The sequence below is a fragment of the Pantoea sp. EA-12 genome, assembly GCF_030053355.1.
Lineage (GTDB): Bacteria > Pseudomonadota > Gammaproteobacteria > Enterobacterales > Enterobacteriaceae > Pantoea > Pantoea vagans_C.
The window spans coordinates 44,865-60,979 of record NZ_JASGBY010000002.1 but is presented as its reverse complement, the minus strand read 5'-3'; the positions used below and the strand labels follow the sequence as shown (position 1 = coordinate 60,979).

Below are 16,115 nucleotides of genomic sequence, written 5' to 3'. Positions count from 1 at the left end.
GCTGTTACTCCAACATTTTTTCGATTGGCAGTACGAGGATCGAGCTGGCACCCAGCGCTTTCAGTTTTTCCATGGTTTCCCAGAACAGGGTTTCGCTGCTGACCATGTGCATCGCAACGCGGCTGACTTCACCTGCCAGCGGCAACACGGTAGGGCGCTCAGCGCCTGGCAGCAGGGCAATGACTTCTTCCAGACGTTCGCTTGGCGCGTGCAGCATGATGTACTTAGATTCACGTGCTTTAATCACGCCCTGAATACGCGTCATCATTTTGTCGATCAGTTCTTGTTTCGCCGCTGGCAGCTCGCCGTCACGCTGAATCAGCACTGCTTTAGAACGGTAGATCACTTCAACTTCACGCAGGCCGTTGGCTTCTAGCGTGGCACCGGTAGACACCAGATCACAAATTGCATCTGCCAGACCCGCACGCGGTGCGACTTCAACCGAACCGTTCAGCAAGCAGGATTTGAAAGCAACGCCTTGCTTATCAAGGTACTTCTTCAGCAGGTGTGGATAAGAGGTAGCGATACGTGAGTTTTGCAGGCACTGTGGACCGGTGTATTCGGCATCCACTGGCATCGCCAGGGACAGGCGGCAACCGCCGAAATCGAGGCGACGCAGGGTGAAGTAACGCGGGTCTTCACCTTGTGCACGGCGGTCCAGCAGTTCTTCCTCTAATACGTTTTCACCGACGATACCGAGATCAACCACACCGTCCATCACCAGGCCTGGGATATCGTCATCACGCACGCGCAGGATATCGATAGGCATGTTCTCCGCAAACGCAATCAGACGCTGCTGCTGAAGGTTGATTTTGATACCGCAGCGGGCCAGCAATTCGCGTGATTCATCACTTAAACGGCCAGATTTCTGCATAGCTATGCGAATACGGGTGTTATCTAACATGTTTCCTGTCCTCTTATTCAATCCTGTCTGAACTCAGTTGGGTTGCGTCCGCCCATAAAAAAACCCCCGGAAGATGATCTTCCGGGGGCTCTCTTTGCGTTCGCACCACTGGAAGATCCTAATCGTCTCCCAGCACACATCGCCTGAAAGACTAGTCAGGATGATGGTGATGATGGTGGTTGAACTGAACGCGTGTCATAGTAAATTCCGTTGCTGAATGAGTATTCATTTGCGTGCTGATTAACCTAACGAAGATAGCCGCTTTTGGCAACCCTTTTTTAACGTCAGTTCTCGGAACCTTCCGCAACAGTTTGCGCTGGTTTGCCATACGCGCTGGGACTAAGATGAAGTGTCTTAGCGCTGTAAAGCAGGAGTCAGTATGAAAAAAGTCGCGATTGTAGGTCTGGGATGGCTCGGTATGCCGCTGGCAATGGCGTTAACGGCACGCGGCTGGCAGGTCACCGGCAGCAAAACGTCCCCGGATGGTGTCGATGCCGCGCGTCGCTGCGGAATTGATGCGTTTCAACTGGTGCTGACACCCGAGATCGAGTGTGAAGCAGATGAGTTAGCCACGCTGATGGCGGTGGATGCGCTAGTGGTGACCCTACCGGCCAGCCGCACCGTACAGGGTGGCGAAGATTACATGCAAGCGGTGCAGAACGTGGTTGATACCGCGTTAGCGCACAAAATTCCCCGCATTATTTTTACCAGTTCGTCATCGGTGTACGGTACCGGTTCCGGCGTGATGAAAGAGAGTAGCGCGCTACAACCCGAAAGCGTCGCCGGTAAAACGCTGGTGGAGCTAGAGAACTGGCTGCACGATCTGCCCGGCACCAGCGTCGATATTGTGCGTCTCGCCGGATTAGTCGGACCAAATCGCCACCCAGGGCGTTTCCTGGCAGGTAAAACCGGGCTGGATAATGGCGGCCACGCCGTCAATCTGGTGCACCTGGATGATGTGGTGGATGCGATTGTGCTGTTGCTACAAACGCCGAAGGGCGGCCGGGTGTATAACCTCTGTGCCTCGAAACACCCCGCGCGTGATGACTTTTATCCGTTTGTGTCGAAACAGCTTGGCTTGGTGCCACCGACGTTTGCGGCTGAGGCCGAGCGCTCAGCAGGGAAGGTGGTGGATGGCTCGAAGATCTGCAATGAGCTGGGGTTTGAGTACAGCTATGATGACCCGATGAAGATGCCGCTGGAGTGAGATTAACGTTCGGGTGCCGGCTTATGCACTGTTTCGGTAGCGGCGCGATTTATCGCGCGTTTTTTAAACACGCGCAATGAGTTGCGCCGCTACATTGCGTTGCTTTTAAACCCCCAACCGATCCCTTAACGCATACCACACCGCGCCCATCGCCGTGAGTGGCACCTTAAACCGTCTCCCTCCTGGGAACGGCAGGTGCGGCAGCTTAGCGAATGCATCAAATCTCTCCGCATGCCCGCGCAGCACTTCAGCGATCAACTTCCCTGATAAGTGTGTGCAGGTCACGCCGTGTCCGCTGTCACCCTGCATAAAGAACGCATTTTTTTCGACCTGGCCAAACTGCGGCATGCGGGACAGCGTGAGCAGGAAGTTACCGCTCCAGCGATGGCTAATCTTCACATCCTTCAGCTGCGGGAAGGTCTTCAGCAGTTTCGGTCGAATCAGCGCTTCAATATCATCCGGCTCGCGTGCGCCATACACCACGCCGCCGCCGTACAGCAGGCGGTTGTCGGCGGTCAGGCGGAAATAATCCAGCAGATAGTTACAGTCTTCAACGCAGTGGTTATTCGGCAGCAAACCCAAGGCCTGATCACGGCTCAGGGGTTCTGTAGTGACGATCTGCGAACCGCACGGCATGCTTTTGCGGCTCAGGCGTGGTTCCAACTGCGAGGGCAGATAGGCATTACCGGCAAATATCACAAAGGTTGCTGTAACCTCGCCTTTAGCGGTTTTCACCCGATGCGGTTCACCATACTTCACATCCAGTGCCGCGGACTGTTCGTAAATTCGGCCGCCGTGGCGGCGAATCGCTTCGGCTTCACCCAGTGCCAGATTCAGCGGATGCAAATGTCCTCCGCGCTTATCCAGCAATCCGCCGACGTAGCGATCGGTTGCTACCTCGCGGCGGATACCGCGCTCATCCAACAGCTCTAAATCATGGTTGCCATAACGCGCCCAGTTGGCTTTTTGACTGCGTAAGTGGCCCATCTGACGTTGATTCAGCGCGGCAAAAATACCACCGGGGCGATAGTCACAGGCAATGGCGTAACGATCGATACGATCGCGAATAATCTCTCCGCCTTCAAACATCATGCTGCCGAGCATGGCTGCCACGTCTTTACCGTAACGCTGCTCAATCACATCCACATCGCGGCTGTAGGAGTTCACCACCTGGCCGCCGTTACGTCCGCTGGCCCCAAATCCGACTTTGGCAGCTTCGAGTACCACCACGTCGTAACCGGCTTCGGTTAAAAACAGTGCAGAGGAAAGGCCAGTGAACCCTCCGCCAATAATACACACGTCACACTTCACGGATTCCTGCAGTTCTGGCCAAACTTCATGCGCGTTAGCCGTGGCCGCGTAATAACTTCCTACATGTTGCATGAGACCCTCCTTTAACGCGGGAAGTTAAAAATTCGCCGGCGTATGCGCACTGATAATGCGACACGGTTGCTCTGACGTATTGGTAAAACTGTGTGGCAATCCGGTATCGATTACGTAGCTCTCACCACAATAGAGATGATAGCTTTGGCCGTTCACCACCAGGGTGATTTCGCCCTCCAGCACGGTACCGGTCTCTTCACCGGGATGGCGCAATTTCTCACCGGTACTGGCGCCGGGTTCATAACGCTCCAGCAGCATCGCCAGCGCGCGCTTTTCTGCCCCGTTTTCCACCAGGCGCAAAGAGACACCCAGACTGCCGATTTCCACGCACTCTTCCGGGCGCACAATCACACGCGGCGTGCTGTTCACTTTCGGTTCGGAGAAAAACTCCGACAGCGACAGCCCATACACCTTGAGCAATTTCTGCAAGGTGCTTAACGCCGGGCTGACTTTATCCTGCTCAATGGTGCTGATGGCACTGTGCGTTAATCCTGACAACTCAGCGACGCGACGCTGAGACAATCCCAACTCCTGCCGGATTTGCGACAAACGTCGTCCGGGCGCCAGAGTGGCATCATTCATGGCTGTTTTTCCTTGTGGTAACAGACAGCAGCGTGGATAAAGGCCGCGAACAGACGTTGCGAGGCCGGATCTTGATCGGAATGCCACTCCGGATGCCACTGCACCGCCAGGGCAAACGGGTGCTGACGTAAACTCACCGCCTCAATCAGTCCATCAGGCGCACGCGCTTCAATGCGTAACTGCGGGCCGGTTTCGTGAATCCCTTGACCGTGCAAGGAGTTCACGGCAATCGCGTCAGCACTGCCCAGCACTTGGCTGAGTAGCCCGTCGGCTTCTGGCTGCACTTCATGCACCGGTGCGTATTGCTGATCGAGGGGCTGCGCATCATCTTCCCGGTGCTCCTGGAAAAGATGCGTCATATGCAGTTGGCGATACAGAGAACCGCCATTTGCCACCACCAGTTCTTGCAGGCCGCGGCAAATGCCTAAGATCGGCATCTTCTTGCCGATGGCATGTGTAATCAAACCGAAGGAGAGGCGATCGCGCGCCGGATCGGCATGCTCCTCTTTGCCTTCTTCACCGTAATGCCAGGGTTCAATATTGCTCGGGCTGCCAGTTAGCAAAATGCCATCCAGCAGCGTCATACTGTTTTCTAATAGATGGGGGGCCTGCATCAGTTGATGCGGTAAAGGCAAGGGCACACCACCGGCAAGGACGATGGCATCAAGATATTTATTGTGAACCGTCTGCCCGAGATGGTTGCCAATATGGTTCTGACACATCACTACGCCAATCAAGGGTTTGTCAAAAATAATGCCCATAACGTCTCCGCGTTGCTGTTCAATATTTTCACCGTTTTTGCGGGTCTGGTCTAAAAAGTGTGCAATATATTGTCAATCTAGCAACCGTCTGTTCGTTCTTCCACCAGATTTGTTACATTTGCACACTTTTTGCGTTGGAGCTATGTTAGAAGAGTGGCTGTTATTTTGAGCATTGCGCGAACCAATACTAAACGGTAAAGGGCGGGTGGGAACATGACGAACCTCGTAGAAGTAGAAGACTTCACGCGGCACAGTGAAGAGAAACGAACAAGCGCGTTCCAGCTGGAGGTCAAAACCTGGCTGGAACGCCATCCTGAAACGCAGTATGTCGATATTCTTCTTAATGATTTAAATGGGGTGTTCCGCGGTAAGCGCATTCCCATTGCCGCACTGGCAAAACTGGATAAAGGCTGTTATTTCCCCGCCTCGGTTTACGCCATGGATATCCTGGGTAATACCGTCGAAGAAGCCGGACTTGGACAGTCACTGGGCGAACCCGACAATCTCTGCATGCCGATTCCTGGCACCCTCATACCATCCGGCGCAGATCCACAACGTATCGCGCAGCTGTTACTCACCATGTGTAACCAAGATGGCACTCCCTTTGACGTTGAACCCCGCAATGTCCTCAATCGCTTATGGCAACAATTGCGCAATCGAGGGCTATTCCCGGTGGTAGCGGTAGAGCTGGAGTTCTATCTGGTCGATAAAAAGCGTGATGCGGAGGGCTATATCCAGCCGCCGTGTGCGCCGGGTAGTGATGAACGCAATATGCAGAGCCAGGTCTATTCGGTCGATAATCTCGATCATTTCGCCGATGTTCTGCGTGATATTGACGATCTTGCTCGCCAGCAGGGCATTCCTGCGGATGGCGCACTGGCGGAAGCCTCCCCAGGCCAGTTTGAAATCAATCTGCATCACACCCGCGATATTTTAAAAGCCTGCGATCACGCCGTGTTACTGAAGCGTCTGGTGCGTCAGGTTGCCGAAAATCACGGTATGACCGCTACTTTTATGGCGAAACCTTATGAGGAGTACGCCGGTAGCGGTATGCATGTGCATATCAGCATGCTGGATGCGGCCGATCACAATGCGTTCTCCCTCGATGATGGCAGCGACTCACCTTTGTTGAAGCGTGCGCTGGCCGGGATGATTGATTTGATGCCCGCTTCAATGGCGCTGCTGGCACCCAACGTCAACGCCTACCGCCGTTTCCTGCCGGAAGCCTATGTGCCGTTACAGGCGTCATGGGGGCACAATAACCGCACGGTGGCGTTGCGTATCCCTTGTGGCGATGCGGATAACCATCGCGTGGAGTATCGGGTGGCCGGGGCAGACGCAAATCCTTACCTGGTGGTGTCAACAATTCTTGCCGGTATCTTGCATGGTCTGGATACTCAGCTACCCTTACCACACCCGGTGCAGGGCAATGGCCATGAGGCGGAAGGGCTGCCATTGCCTGTTCGCCAGAGTGATGCGCTGTATGAGTTTGAGAACAGCTATCCTCTGCAAAAATTGTTGGGTGAGCATTTCAGCGGGGTCTGGCATAGCTGCAAACAGAATGAGTTGATGCAGTTTGAACGGCTTATCACCGCCACTGAAATCGACTGGATGCTGAAAAACGCCTAACCGGGAGAAGAATTTCGCTAACGTCTTGTGCCGATGGCATAAGTTGGGGCAAAATACGCCCCCTGCAAAATGCAAAACATAACCGACGCTTATAACGTCGGTTATTTTTTTGTAGGAAGAAGTACCCACACACATTACCGAGGCCGGACACGCATCCGGATAGATAGATACTGACAACACGCTTGGGCGTGAGATTTGAGGAAAACAAAGATGGGGCTGTTTACAATTGCACCAGCGCAGGCTGGTTCTCGCTTTCGTGATGATTACGGCGCGGCGACAATCGCAAACACTAATATCACTTCTCACTGCAGCACGTTGCGCAGTATCCCGCAGATCACCTCTGTTGGGGGCCTGAACAATGTCGCTTAACACCTCTGCACCACAGCGTGCACACCTGAAAAAATCCCTGACCTTGATCCCAGTGGTCATGATGGGCCTGGCGTATATGCAGCCAATGACCCTGTTCGATACTTTCGGTATCGTGTCTGGATTAACCGACGGCCACGTCGCCACCGCTTATGCTTTCGCGCTGATCGCGATACTGTTTACCGCCGTGAGCTACGGCAAGCTGGTACGCCGCTTCCCATCTGCGGGCTCCGCTTACACCTATGCTCAGAAGGCTATCAGTCCGCACGTTGGCTTTATGGTGGGCTGGTCATCACTGCTGGACTATCTGTTCATGCCGATGATCAACATCCTGCTGGCGAAAAGCTACTTTGAGACGCTGGTGCCGGGTATTCCGTCATGGATTTTCGTGGTGTTGCTGGTGGCCTTTATGACCATCTCCAACCTGCGTGGTATCAAAACCGTGGCCAACTTCAACAGCGTCATCGTGGTGCTGCAAGTGGTGGTGATGGTAGTGATTACCGGTATGGTGATCTACGGTGTGGCAAATGGTGTTGGCGCAGGTACGCTGACCAGCAGCAAGCCATTCTGGTCTGAGAACGCCCATGTGGTGCCGATGATTACCGGTGCGACAATCCTGTGCTTCTCGTTCCTTGGCTTTGATGGTATCAGCTCATTGTCAGAAGAGACCAAAGATGCAGAACGTACCATCCCACGCGCGATTTTCCTGACCGCGCTGATTGGTGGTGTGATCTTTATCGGTGTGTCTTACTTCCTGCAGCTGTACTTCCCGGACATCTCTCGTTTCCAGAATCCGGACTCATCACAGCCTGAAATCATGCTGTTCGTAGCAGGTAAAGCCCTGCAAATCGGCATCCTGATTTTCTCTGTGGTCACGGTACTGGCATCCGGTATGGCCGCACACGCGGGCGTTTCACGTCTGATGTACGTGATGGGCCGTGATGGCGTCTTCCCGCAGCGTTTCTTTGGCTTTGTGCATCCGAAATACCGCACACCGTCACTGAACGTGCTGTTGGTAGGTGCGGTGGCGTTGCTGGCAATCAACTTCGACCTGGTCACCGCAACGGCGCTGATTAACTTCGGTGCGCTGGTGGCGTTCACCTTTGTGAACCTGTCGGTGATTGCCCAGTTCTGGATCCGTGAGAAGCGTAACAAGACGCTGAAAGACCACCTTCACTATCTGGTGCTGCCGATGATGGGTGCACTGACAGTGGGTGCGTTGTGGATTAACCTGGAAGAGACCTCAATGGTGCTCGGCCTGGTGTGGGCAGCAGTCGGGATTATTTACCTGGCGTTTGTGACGCGCACCTTCCGCAATCCAGTACCGCAGTTCAGCGAAGAAGTGTAATTACCTTTTCCCTCACCCTAACCCTCTCCCGCAAACGGGAGAGGGGACCGCTCGCAGAACTCGTTAATTTCTGAGCGATTTTCTCCCTCTCCCTGTGGGAGAGGGGACCGCTGGCAGAACTCGTTAATTTCTGAGCGGTTTTCTCCCTCTCCCTGTGGGAGAGGGCCGGGGTGAGGGCATCAGGCCGCAGTAGAATTACCCCGCCAGCACCAACTCCCAACTCCCCGCGCTCAGCGTCTCTCGCCCCGATTTACTCAGTTCCGTATCCGTAATCAAAGTATCGAAACGCTCCAGCGGCAAGGCCAGATGCGTGGCAATCTTGTTGTACTTGGAACTGTCGCTCAAAAGCACCCGCTTGCTGCTGACATCACTGGCAGCCCGCTTCACCGGCACTTTATCTTCGTCTGGAGTAAATAAACCACGCGGCCCCCAGCAAGAGGCGGAGATAAAGGCGATATCAATCGCCAGCATCCGCAAGCTGCGCGCTGCGGATTCACCCACGCTGGAGCGGTTTTCACGGCAAACCGTACCGCCAGTGTGAATCAGCTTGCAGCCACTGCTCTCCATCAGCAATCGGGCGATGACAAAATCATTGGTCACTACCAGTAAGTCATCGCGCTCCACCAGCTCTCGCGCCAGCGCTAAGGTGGTGGTGCCGGCATCAAGATAGATACAGCTATTACGTGGAATGTGGCGGGCAGCAAACTGGCCAATCGCCATTTTCTCACTGCTGTACATATTGGTTTTCGCCAGATGCGAAGGTTCCGCCGCCAGGCGATCGGCTGAACGCACGCCGCCGGAAACCGATAACACCGCACCTTGGTCTTCCAGCTTCTGCACATCGCGACGAATCGTCATGTGCGAAACCCCCAAACGCTCGGTCAGTTCGGCAATACTCACCACGCCGCGTTCAGCGACCAGCGCTAAAATCTGTTGATGACGCTCTACCGGAATCACATCGCTCTCCCTGATTTATCATTTTTTCACATTGTAGAGCATCGATTCACAGCCTGCAGCACATTTATCTTTGCGAAATATCTGCTTTTTCCCGCTGTAGAGCGCCTCAGCGGTATAGAGTCGGTTTGTGAAACGATGTTATCTCCTGTGCGGGTAAGTTAATTTTTGTGATTTACAGCACGTTTCTCAGCCAGTAACTGCGGCAGAATTAACACCAATGAACAAATTATCACTTAAATTAACAACGGAGGTGTGCTGTGTCAGCAACCGTGAATAACATCGGCGTGATTGGTTTGGGTTCCATGGGCATGGGCGCGGCGCAGTCCTGTATCCGCGCAGGCCTGAACACCTGGGGCGTTGATCTCAACCCTAAAGCGCTGGAAACGCTGCGCCACGCCGGTGCCCGTGACGCGCAGACCTCTGCCGCAGGTTTTGCTCAAGAGTTAGATGCTGTACTGCTGCTGGTGGTGAATGCGGCGCAGGTTAAAGCGATTCTGTTCGGCGAAACCGGTCTGGCCGCGCAGCTTAAGCCGGGCACGGTGGTGATGGTCTCTTCCACCATCTCGTCACAGGATGCGCAAGCCATCGAACAGCAACTGGCGCAACACCAGTTACTGATGCTGGATGCGCCGGTATCTGGCGGTGCGGCGAAAGCTGCCGTAGGCGAGATGACGGTGATGGCGTCGGGCAGCGATGAAGCCTTTGCCTTGCTGAAACCAGTGCTGGATGCCGTCGCGGCAAAAGTGTATCGCGTGGGCAGTGAAATTGGCCTGGGTTCAACCGTGAAAATCATCCACCAACTGTTGGCTGGCGTGCACATCGCTGTCGGGGCCGAAGCGATGGCGCTGGCCGCTCGCGCTGGTATCCCGCTGGATACCATGTACGACGTGGTGACCAATGCTGCAGGTAACTCGTGGATGTTTGAGAACCGCATGCGTCACGTGGTCGACGGTGATTACTCACCAAAATCCGCGGTTGATATCTTCGTAAAAGATCTCAACCTGGTGGCAGATACCGCTAAATCGCTGCACTTCCCGCTGCCACTGGCTTCGACCGCTCTCAACATGTTTACCGAAGCCAGCAATGCCGGTTACGGACGTGAAGATGACAGCGCCGTAATCAAGATTTTCAGCGGTATCACGCTGCCAGAGTCAAAGGAGAAGTAACCATGCGTTTAGGCGTGATTGCAGACGACTTTACCGGTGCAACGGATATTGCCAGCTTCCTGGTACAGAACGGTCTGCCGACGATTCAGTTCAACGGCGTGCCGGAAAGCCATGATGACCTGAGCGCGCAGGCGATTGTGATTAGCCTGAAGTCACGTTCGTGCCCGGCACAGCAGGCGATTGATCAGTCGCTGGCCGCACTGGCCTGGTTGCAACAGCAAGGCTGTGACCGTTTCTATTTCAAATATTGCTCCACCTTCGACAGTACCGAGCACGGAAATATCGGTCCGGTGACCGATGCCTTGCTGGCTGCACTGGGCGAAACGCAAACGGTGATCTCACCGTCGCTGCCGGTTAACGGTCGTACTGTGTATCAGGGCTACCTGTTCGTTGCCGATCAACTGCTGTCTGAATCCGGCATGCGTCATCATCCGGTGACACCGATGACCGACAGCAACCTGGTGCGCTTAATGACGCGTCAGGCTAAAGGTCAGGCCGCAGTGATCAACGCGGCGCAGCTGGATAAAGGTGCCACAGCGGTGCGCGAACAGCTTGCTGTGCTGAAAGAGCAGGGCATCAACTATGTGGTGCTGGATGCGCTCAACGAACAGCATCTGCTGACGCAGGGCGAAGCGTTGAAAGAAACGGTGCTGGTGACAGGCGGTTCTGGTCTGGCGATAGGTATCGCGCGGGCCTGGGCTACGCAGCAGCAGAACCGTGATGCTGAACAAGCAGGGCGTCCACAAGGTGAACGCGCGGTAGTGATTTCTGGTTCTTGCTCGCAGATGACCAACCGCCAGGTGGAAGCCTATCGTCAGCAGGCCCCTTCTCACGAAGTGTTGGTGGAGCGTTGCCTTGATGATGCCGAAGGCTATGCGCAGGAGCTGTGTGACTGGGTCGCCGCTCATCATCAGCAGGCGCTGGCGCCGCTGTTGTTTGCCACCGCAGACGCTCAGCAGTTGCAGGCGATTCAGCAGCAGTATGGCGCAGCGCGCAGCAGTGAAGCGGTGGAGCAGCTGTTTGCCGCCGTCACGCGTGAGCTGAAATCACGTGGCTGGCAGCGCTTTATCGTGGCCGGTGGTGAGACCTCCGGTGTGGTTGCACAGAGCCTTGGCGTTACCGCTTTCCACATCGGCCCGATGATCTCCCCTGGCGTGCCATGGGTACGTGACATCCATCAGCCGCTGTCACTGGCGCTGAAATCCGGCAACTTTGGTGACGAACAGTTCTTCGCCCGCGCACAAACGGAGTTTTCCTCATGACCGAACAACAAGCACGCGAAGAGATGGTGCAACTGGGCGCATCCTTCTTCCAGCGCGGTTACGCCACCGGCTCGGCAGGTAATCTGTCGCTGCTGTTGGAAGATGGCAACCTGCTGGCCACGCCAACCGGATCTTGCCTGGGCGAATTACAGGCCGATCGCCTGTCAAAAGTCACTATGCAGGGCGAGTGGATCTCGGGTGATAAGCCCTCAAAGGAAGTGGCATTTCATCGGGCGCTGTATCTGAATAATCCCGCCTGTAAAGCGGTGGTGCACCTGCACAGCCATTATCTGACGGCGCTGTCGTGCCTGAACGATCTGGATAGCGAGAACTGTATCCGCCCGTTCACACCCTACGTGGTGATGCGCGTGGGTGATGTGCCGGTGGTGCCGTATTACAAGCCGGGTGACGATCGCCTGGCGGAAGATCTCGCGCAGCTCGCGCCACGTTACAACGCCTTCTTGCTGGCCAATCACGGTCCGGTGGTGGTGGGTAAATCGCTGCGTGAAGCGGCCAATAATACTGAAGAGCTGGAAGAGACCGCGCGTCTGATGTTCACGCTCGGCGACCGCTCCATTCGTTATCTTACCGATGACGAAGTGGCGGAATTGAGGAATTACTGATGCCAAAGTTTGCAGCCAATTTATCGACCCAGTTTGGCGAACTGCCATTTATCGAACGCTTTGCCGCCGCGGCCAACGCCGGTTTTCGTGCCGTTGAGTTCCTGTTCCCGTATGACTATCCGGCTGAGGTGATTAAAGCCGAGCTGGAGAAGCATCAGCTGGAGCTGGTGCTGTTCAACACCGCTGCAGGTAATGTGCAGGCTGGTGAGTGGGGCGTGTCTGCCATTCCTGGCCGTGAAGCGGAGGCCCGTGCCGATATCGATCGCGCGCTGGAATATGCCATTGCCTTGAACTGCCCACAAGTGCATGTGATGGCCGCCACCGTGCCAAACGGTGCCGACCAGGCGGCGTATGAAGAGACGTTTGTGCGCAACATGCTTTACGCCTCAGAGCGCTTTGCACCGCATGGCATCCGCTTGCTGCTGGAAGCACTGAATCCGGTGACTAAACCCAATTACCTCTATTCCAGCCAGTATCAGACGCTGGCGATGATGGAGCGTATTGACCGCCCGAATGTATTCACGCAGTTGGATCTGTTCCACGCGCAGCTGGTGGACGGCAATCTCAGCCACCTGATCCGTGAATACGCCGGACGCTATCGTCACATCCAGATCGCATCCGCGCCACATCGTCACGAGCCGGATGAGGGCGAGATCAACTATCCGTACCTGTTCAACCTGTTGGATGAGGTTGGTTACGACGGCTGGGTCGGCTGCGAATACTTCCCACGCGGTCGTACCGAAGCGGGACTCGGCTGGTTCGCCCCTTACGCCAAATAACTTTTGCTGTACCGCTCAGCACAGTGCGTTTAAGCCCTGTGCTGGGCAAAGATTGTCTGAATCCGTCAATATCAGAGAAAGCTGTACCCAAATTATACTAAAATAATCAGAGGTTTATGATGTCTACCGCGTTGCTGTTAGCCATTGCTACTGCCAGCATAGTCATATTGCTGCTGCTGGTGATTAAAGCCAAAGTTCATCCGTTCGTTGCTTTACTGATTGTCAGTCTTATCGTTGCCATCAGCACCGGGATCCCGGCTGATAAAATCATGGAAACCATCTTTAGCGGCATGGGCAACCTGCTGGGGCATATCACCATCATCATCGTGCTGGGGGCAATGCTGGGCGCAGTGATTGAAGCTTCGGGCGGTGCCGAATCGCTGGCGCAGCGCTTCAGTAAATCGCTCGGTATTAAACGTACCGTTGCGGCACTGACTATGGCGGCCTTTATCCTCGGTATTCCGGTATTCTTTGAAGTCGGCTTTATTATCGTGATCCCGCTGATCTACGGCTTCACGAAGGTGGCACGTGTCTCACCGCTGAAGTTTGGTCTGCCAATGGCGGGTGTGATGCTGACGGTGCATGTGGCGTTGCCAACGCATCCGGGCGCTGCGGCAGCTGCCGGTATTCTGCATACCGATATGGGCTGGTTGATGATGTTGGGTATCCTGATCTCGATTCCAGTGGGTGTGGTGGGTTACTACGTCGCCAAAGCCATGAACCTGCGCCAGTATCACCTCTCCGTGGATGTGCTGGAGCAGTTGCAGTTAGCGAAACCGGAAGGCACAACGAAGAGTGAAGTGCCACCACCGGGCGCGCTGACCATTGCGGGTCTGATTGTGGTGCCAATTGTGTTGATCGTACTGGGCACCCTGGCGCATTCGGTGTTAGCAGAAGGCAGCGTCCTGCGTTCAGTGATGACGGTAATTGGTAATCCGCCGATTGCCCTTTTAATTGCGCTGGCGCTGGCGGCCTGGTTGTTGGGGATTCGTCGCGGCTGGAGCAAAGAGAAACTGGAAGATCTGACTGGCCGTGCGATTCCGAGTTCTGCCAGCGTGATTCTGGTGGCGGGAGCGGGCGGTGCCTTCGGTAAAGTGCTGGTGGAGTCTGGTGTGGGTAAAGCGCTGGCGGTAACGCTGGAAACCTTGCATCTGCCACTGGTGCCGGCCGCGTTTATCCTGTCACTGGCGCTGCGTGCGTCACAGGGATCGGCCACGGTGGCGATTCTGACCACCAGTGGCCTGTTGAGCCAGGCGGTAGGCGATGTAACCGACATGCAGCGTGTGCTGGTGACCTTAGCAGCGTGCTTCGGCGGCCTGGGCTTGTCACACGTTAACGATGCCGGTTTTTGGGTGGTGACACGCTATCTGGGTCTGTCAGTGGCCGATGGCCTGAAGACCTGGACCGTGCTGACTACGCTGATGGGCCTGAGCGGTTTTGCCCTGACGTGGATGGTGTGGGGCTTGATTTAACTAAGCAGCTAAAGGCCCTCACCCTAACCCTCTCCCACAAGCGGGAGAGGGGACCGCCCGCAGAACCCGTTAAATTCTGTGCGGTTTTCTCCCTCTCCCATTGAGAGGGCCGGGGTGAGGGCATCAGACAGCTAATGATTAAGACACCAGTTCCTGCGCATACAAATACAACGCTTTCAGCTGTGCCATCTTCTCTGCGCTATCCTCATGCAAACTCGCCAGTGACTCCAGCTCCAGCAAAAACGCCTGCACGCGATCGGCATTCAGCGCGTCACGGCGATGCTGTAACCAGCGCTGCTGCTCCTGGTCATCTAAAGTGCCAGGGAAGTTACGCGCGCGGTAACGGAACAGCAGTTTGGCGATGCGTTTATCGTCAAAGGCCAAATCCAGCGCCGGTAAATTCTGGGGTGGCGTCTGGCGCACAATGTTCATATTGGCGCGATCGGCATCGCTAAAGAAGCCGTCATACAACTGCGCATCAACATCATCGGAAGGCTTAAACGGCTCCGCTTCGGCAAACAACGTGACCGCTTTCTCACGCACTTCGGCATGTTGACGCAACAGCGCCAGGTTCGCGAGGCAGCGCTGACGATCGATATTCAGCCGCTCGGCATCTTCAGGGCGCAAGGTATTGGCAGGCGCAAGCACCGGGCACTTATTGATATGCACCAGCTTAATCGGCACGGCTGCCCGGTCACCCAGTTCACTCTGTTTGGTGTAAAGACGCTCACGCAGTTCATCTGCGTCCAGCTCCAGCAGCGGCGACATATCTCCCGCCAAATCCACCACAATCAGCGCATTACGATTATCCGGATGCCATGCCACGGGCACCACCCAACTGGTGTTGCCGCGCGCTGCACCGAACATGCCTGAAACATGCACCAGCGGCTTCATCTGTGGGATATCAATCAGGTTCATCAGTTTCTGTTTATTGCGATGGGTAAACAGAAACTCAAACAGCTTCGGCTGCTTCTCTTTGACCAGTTTGGCCATCGCCAGCGTGGCGTAGACATCAGACATCGCATCGTGCGCTTGCTCATGCGCCACGCCGTTCGCCTTGGTGAGGTGTTCCAGTTTAAAGCTGGGGAAACCGTCATCATTCTCTGGCCAGACTATGCCGTCAGGTCGCAGGGCATAGCAGGCACGCATCACATCCAGCAGATCCCAGCGTGAGTTACCGTTTTGCCAGCTCCAGCCATAGGGATCAAAAAAGTTGCGATAGAAGATGTTGCGCGTCACTTCATCATCGAAGCGCACATTGTTGTAACCAATCACACAGGTTTGTGGTTCGGTAAACAGCCCGTGAATACGCTCAGCAAAGGCTGCCTCCGTCACGCCACGCGCTTTGGCGACCTGCGGCGTGATACCGGTGATCATCACCGCTTCCGGTTGTGGCAGGTAGTCATCGGCGGGCTGGCAATAAAACACCTGCGGTTCACCTACCGCATTGAAATCTTTATCGGTACGCAGCCCGGCAAACTGCGCGGGGCGGTCCAGTGAGGGACTCTTACCGAAGGTCTCGTAATCGTGAAACAAGAAGGTGAACTCGGAGGCGGGCACGGCGGTATCCTGACAGTGGAAAATCAACGCACAGAATAGTCGTGTGCAGGGGCCAGCACAACCTTGTTTGCCATTGCTGCGGATGGGCGCGCAGCATTTGTCCGCAGTTCATACTT

Annotated in this window: 15 protein-coding genes and 1 other annotated feature; of the genes, 8 read left to right on the top strand and 7 right to left on the bottom strand. The window is 55.2% G+C overall.

The window, feature by feature from the left end; genetic code table 11:
• Positions 1 to 4: 4 nt before the first annotated feature.
• Together hisG and hisL are read right to left on the bottom strand one after the other, a co-directional pair.
• Positions 5 to 904, bottom strand: a complete 900-nt coding sequence (gene hisG / locus QMZ30_RS03010) for an ATP phosphoribosyltransferase (RefSeq protein ID WP_200569489.1) — start codon at positions 902 to 904, stop codon at positions 5 to 7.
• Between the two features lie 54 nt (positions 905 to 958).
• Positions 959 to 1,080: a sequence feature (His leader region), on the bottom strand.
• Positions 1,056 to 1,103 (bottom strand): his operon leader peptide, encoded by a 48-nt coding sequence (gene hisL, locus QMZ30_RS03005; RefSeq protein ID WP_100396937.1) that lies wholly within the window; start codon positions 1,101 to 1,103, stop codon positions 1,056 to 1,058. Its footprint overlaps the feature before it by 25 nt.
• A gap of 180 nt (positions 1,104 to 1,283) precedes the next feature.
• Between hisL and QMZ30_RS03000 the strand changes: the two genes are divergently transcribed.
• Positions 1,284 to 2,111 carry an SDR family oxidoreductase gene (locus QMZ30_RS03000; protein WP_283226354.1) on the top strand — a complete coding sequence of 276 codons (828 nt, stop codon included), beginning with the start codon at positions 1,284 to 1,286 and terminating at the stop codon, positions 2,109 to 2,111.
• Positions 2,112 to 2,216: 105 nt separating this feature from the next.
• On the opposite strand, the gene QMZ30_RS02995 is transcribed toward QMZ30_RS03000, so the two are convergent.
• From QMZ30_RS02995 to puuD, 3 genes are read right to left on the bottom strand one after another with little or no spacing between them, the layout of a single operon-like run.
• Positions 2,217 to 3,494: an NAD(P)/FAD-dependent oxidoreductase gene (locus QMZ30_RS02995; RefSeq protein WP_283226353.1), complete on the bottom strand. Its 1,278-nt coding sequence runs from the start codon at positions 3,492 to 3,494 to the stop codon at positions 2,217 to 2,219.
• A 24-nt stretch (positions 3,495 to 3,518) separates the two neighbouring features.
• Positions 3,519 to 4,076: an HTH-type transcriptional regulator PuuR gene (gene puuR, locus QMZ30_RS02990; protein WP_058973511.1), complete on the bottom strand. Its 558-nt coding sequence runs from the start codon at positions 4,074 to 4,076 to the stop codon at positions 3,519 to 3,521.
• Complete coding sequence (gene puuD, locus QMZ30_RS02985; protein ID WP_283226352.1) at positions 4,073 to 4,837, bottom strand: gamma-glutamyl-gamma-aminobutyrate hydrolase; 765 nt, start codon at positions 4,835 to 4,837, stop codon at positions 4,073 to 4,075. The genes puuR and puuD overlap by 4 nt, the downstream gene beginning before the upstream one ends.
• 213 nt (positions 4,838 to 5,050) lie before the next feature.
• Between puuD and QMZ30_RS02980 the strand changes: the two genes are divergently transcribed.
• Both QMZ30_RS02980 and QMZ30_RS02975 read left to right on the top strand, forming a co-directional pair.
• Positions 5,051 to 6,466, top strand: coding sequence for a glutamine synthetase family protein (locus QMZ30_RS02980; RefSeq protein WP_058973509.1), 1,416 nt, complete (start codon positions 5,051 to 5,053; stop codon positions 6,464 to 6,466).
• A gap of 358 nt (positions 6,467 to 6,824) precedes the next feature.
• Positions 6,825 to 8,180: an APC family permease gene (locus QMZ30_RS02975; RefSeq protein ID WP_283226351.1), complete on the top strand. Its 1,356-nt coding sequence runs from the start codon at positions 6,825 to 6,827 to the stop codon at positions 8,178 to 8,180.
• 195 nt (positions 8,181 to 8,375) lie between these two features.
• Here QMZ30_RS02975 and ygbI read toward each other — a convergent pair whose 3' ends face one another.
• A complete protein-coding gene (ygbI, locus tag QMZ30_RS02970) occupies positions 8,376 to 9,137 on the bottom strand; it encodes a DNA-binding transcriptional repressor YgbI (protein ID WP_283226350.1) in 762 nt (253 codons plus the stop codon).
• Between the two features lie 257 nt (positions 9,138 to 9,394).
• Here ygbI and ltnD point away from each other — a divergent pair, with 257 nt between their 5' ends.
• The 5 genes from ltnD (at position 9,395) to QMZ30_RS02945 (ending at position 14,439) form a co-directional block, all read left to right on the top strand.
• Complete coding sequence (gene ltnD / locus QMZ30_RS02965; protein ID WP_283226349.1) at positions 9,395 to 10,303, top strand: L-threonate dehydrogenase; 909 nt, start codon at positions 9,395 to 9,397, stop codon at positions 10,301 to 10,303.
• Positions 10,304 to 10,305: 2 nt separating this feature from the next.
• Positions 10,306 to 11,565, top strand: coding sequence for a 3-oxo-tetronate kinase (gene otnK / locus QMZ30_RS02960; protein ID WP_283226348.1), 1,260 nt, complete (start codon positions 10,306 to 10,308; stop codon positions 11,563 to 11,565).
• Positions 11,562 to 12,188: a 3-oxo-tetronate 4-phosphate decarboxylase gene (gene otnC, locus QMZ30_RS02955; protein WP_058972504.1), complete on the top strand. Its 627-nt coding sequence runs from the start codon at positions 11,562 to 11,564 to the stop codon at positions 12,186 to 12,188. The genes otnK and otnC overlap by 4 nt, the downstream gene beginning before the upstream one ends.
• Complete coding sequence (locus QMZ30_RS02950; protein ID WP_283226347.1) at positions 12,188 to 12,967, top strand: HPr family phosphocarrier protein; 780 nt, start codon at positions 12,188 to 12,190, stop codon at positions 12,965 to 12,967. Before otnC ends, QMZ30_RS02950 begins: the two co-directional genes overlap by 1 nt.
• 119 nt (positions 12,968 to 13,086) lie before the next feature.
• Positions 13,087 to 14,439: a GntP family transporter gene (locus tag QMZ30_RS02945; protein ID WP_283226622.1), complete on the top strand. Its 1,353-nt coding sequence runs from the start codon at positions 13,087 to 13,089 to the stop codon at positions 14,437 to 14,439.
• Between the two features lie 138 nt (positions 14,440 to 14,577).
• Here QMZ30_RS02945 and sbcB read toward each other — a convergent pair whose 3' ends face one another.
• Positions 14,578 to 15,999 carry an exodeoxyribonuclease I gene (gene sbcB, locus QMZ30_RS02940; protein ID WP_283226346.1) on the bottom strand — a complete coding sequence of 474 codons (1,422 nt, stop codon included), beginning with the start codon at positions 15,997 to 15,999 and terminating at the stop codon, positions 14,578 to 14,580.
• Between the last annotated feature and the right edge of the window lie 116 nt (positions 16,000 to 16,115).

What these genes read in the sequence shown, in the direction of transcription:
- puuR (WP_058973511.1), bottom strand. Translation starts at nt 4,076, where the DNA reads ATGAATGATGCCACTCTGGCGCCCGGACGACGTTTGTCGCAAATCCGG.
- QMZ30_RS03000 (WP_283226354.1), top strand. Translation starts at nt 1,284, where the DNA reads ATGAAAAAAGTCGCGATTGTAGGTCTGGGATGGCTCGGTATGCCGCTG.
- QMZ30_RS02995 (WP_283226353.1), bottom strand. Translation starts at nt 3,494, where the DNA reads ATGCAACATGTAGGAAGTTATTACGCGGCCACGGCTAACGCGCATGAA.
- QMZ30_RS02950 (WP_283226347.1), top strand. Translation starts at nt 12,188, where the DNA reads ATGCCAAAGTTTGCAGCCAATTTATCGACCCAGTTTGGCGAACTGCCA.
- hisG (WP_200569489.1), bottom strand. Translation starts at nt 904, where the DNA reads ATGTTAGATAACACCCGTATTCGCATAGCTATGCAGAAATCTGGCCGT.
- otnC (WP_058972504.1), top strand. Translation starts at nt 11,562, where the DNA reads ATGACCGAACAACAAGCACGCGAAGAGATGGTGCAACTGGGCGCATCC.
- puuD (WP_283226352.1), bottom strand. Translation starts at nt 4,837, where the DNA reads ATGGGCATTATTTTTGACAAACCCTTGATTGGCGTAGTGATGTGTCAG.
- QMZ30_RS02980 (WP_058973509.1), top strand. Translation starts at nt 5,051, where the DNA reads ATGACGAACCTCGTAGAAGTAGAAGACTTCACGCGGCACAGTGAAGAG.
- otnK (WP_283226348.1), top strand. Translation starts at nt 10,306, where the DNA reads ATGCGTTTAGGCGTGATTGCAGACGACTTTACCGGTGCAACGGATATT.
- QMZ30_RS02975 (WP_283226351.1), top strand. Translation starts at nt 6,825, where the DNA reads ATGTCGCTTAACACCTCTGCACCACAGCGTGCACACCTGAAAAAATCC.
- QMZ30_RS02945 (WP_283226622.1), top strand. Translation starts at nt 13,087, where the DNA reads ATGTCTACCGCGTTGCTGTTAGCCATTGCTACTGCCAGCATAGTCATA.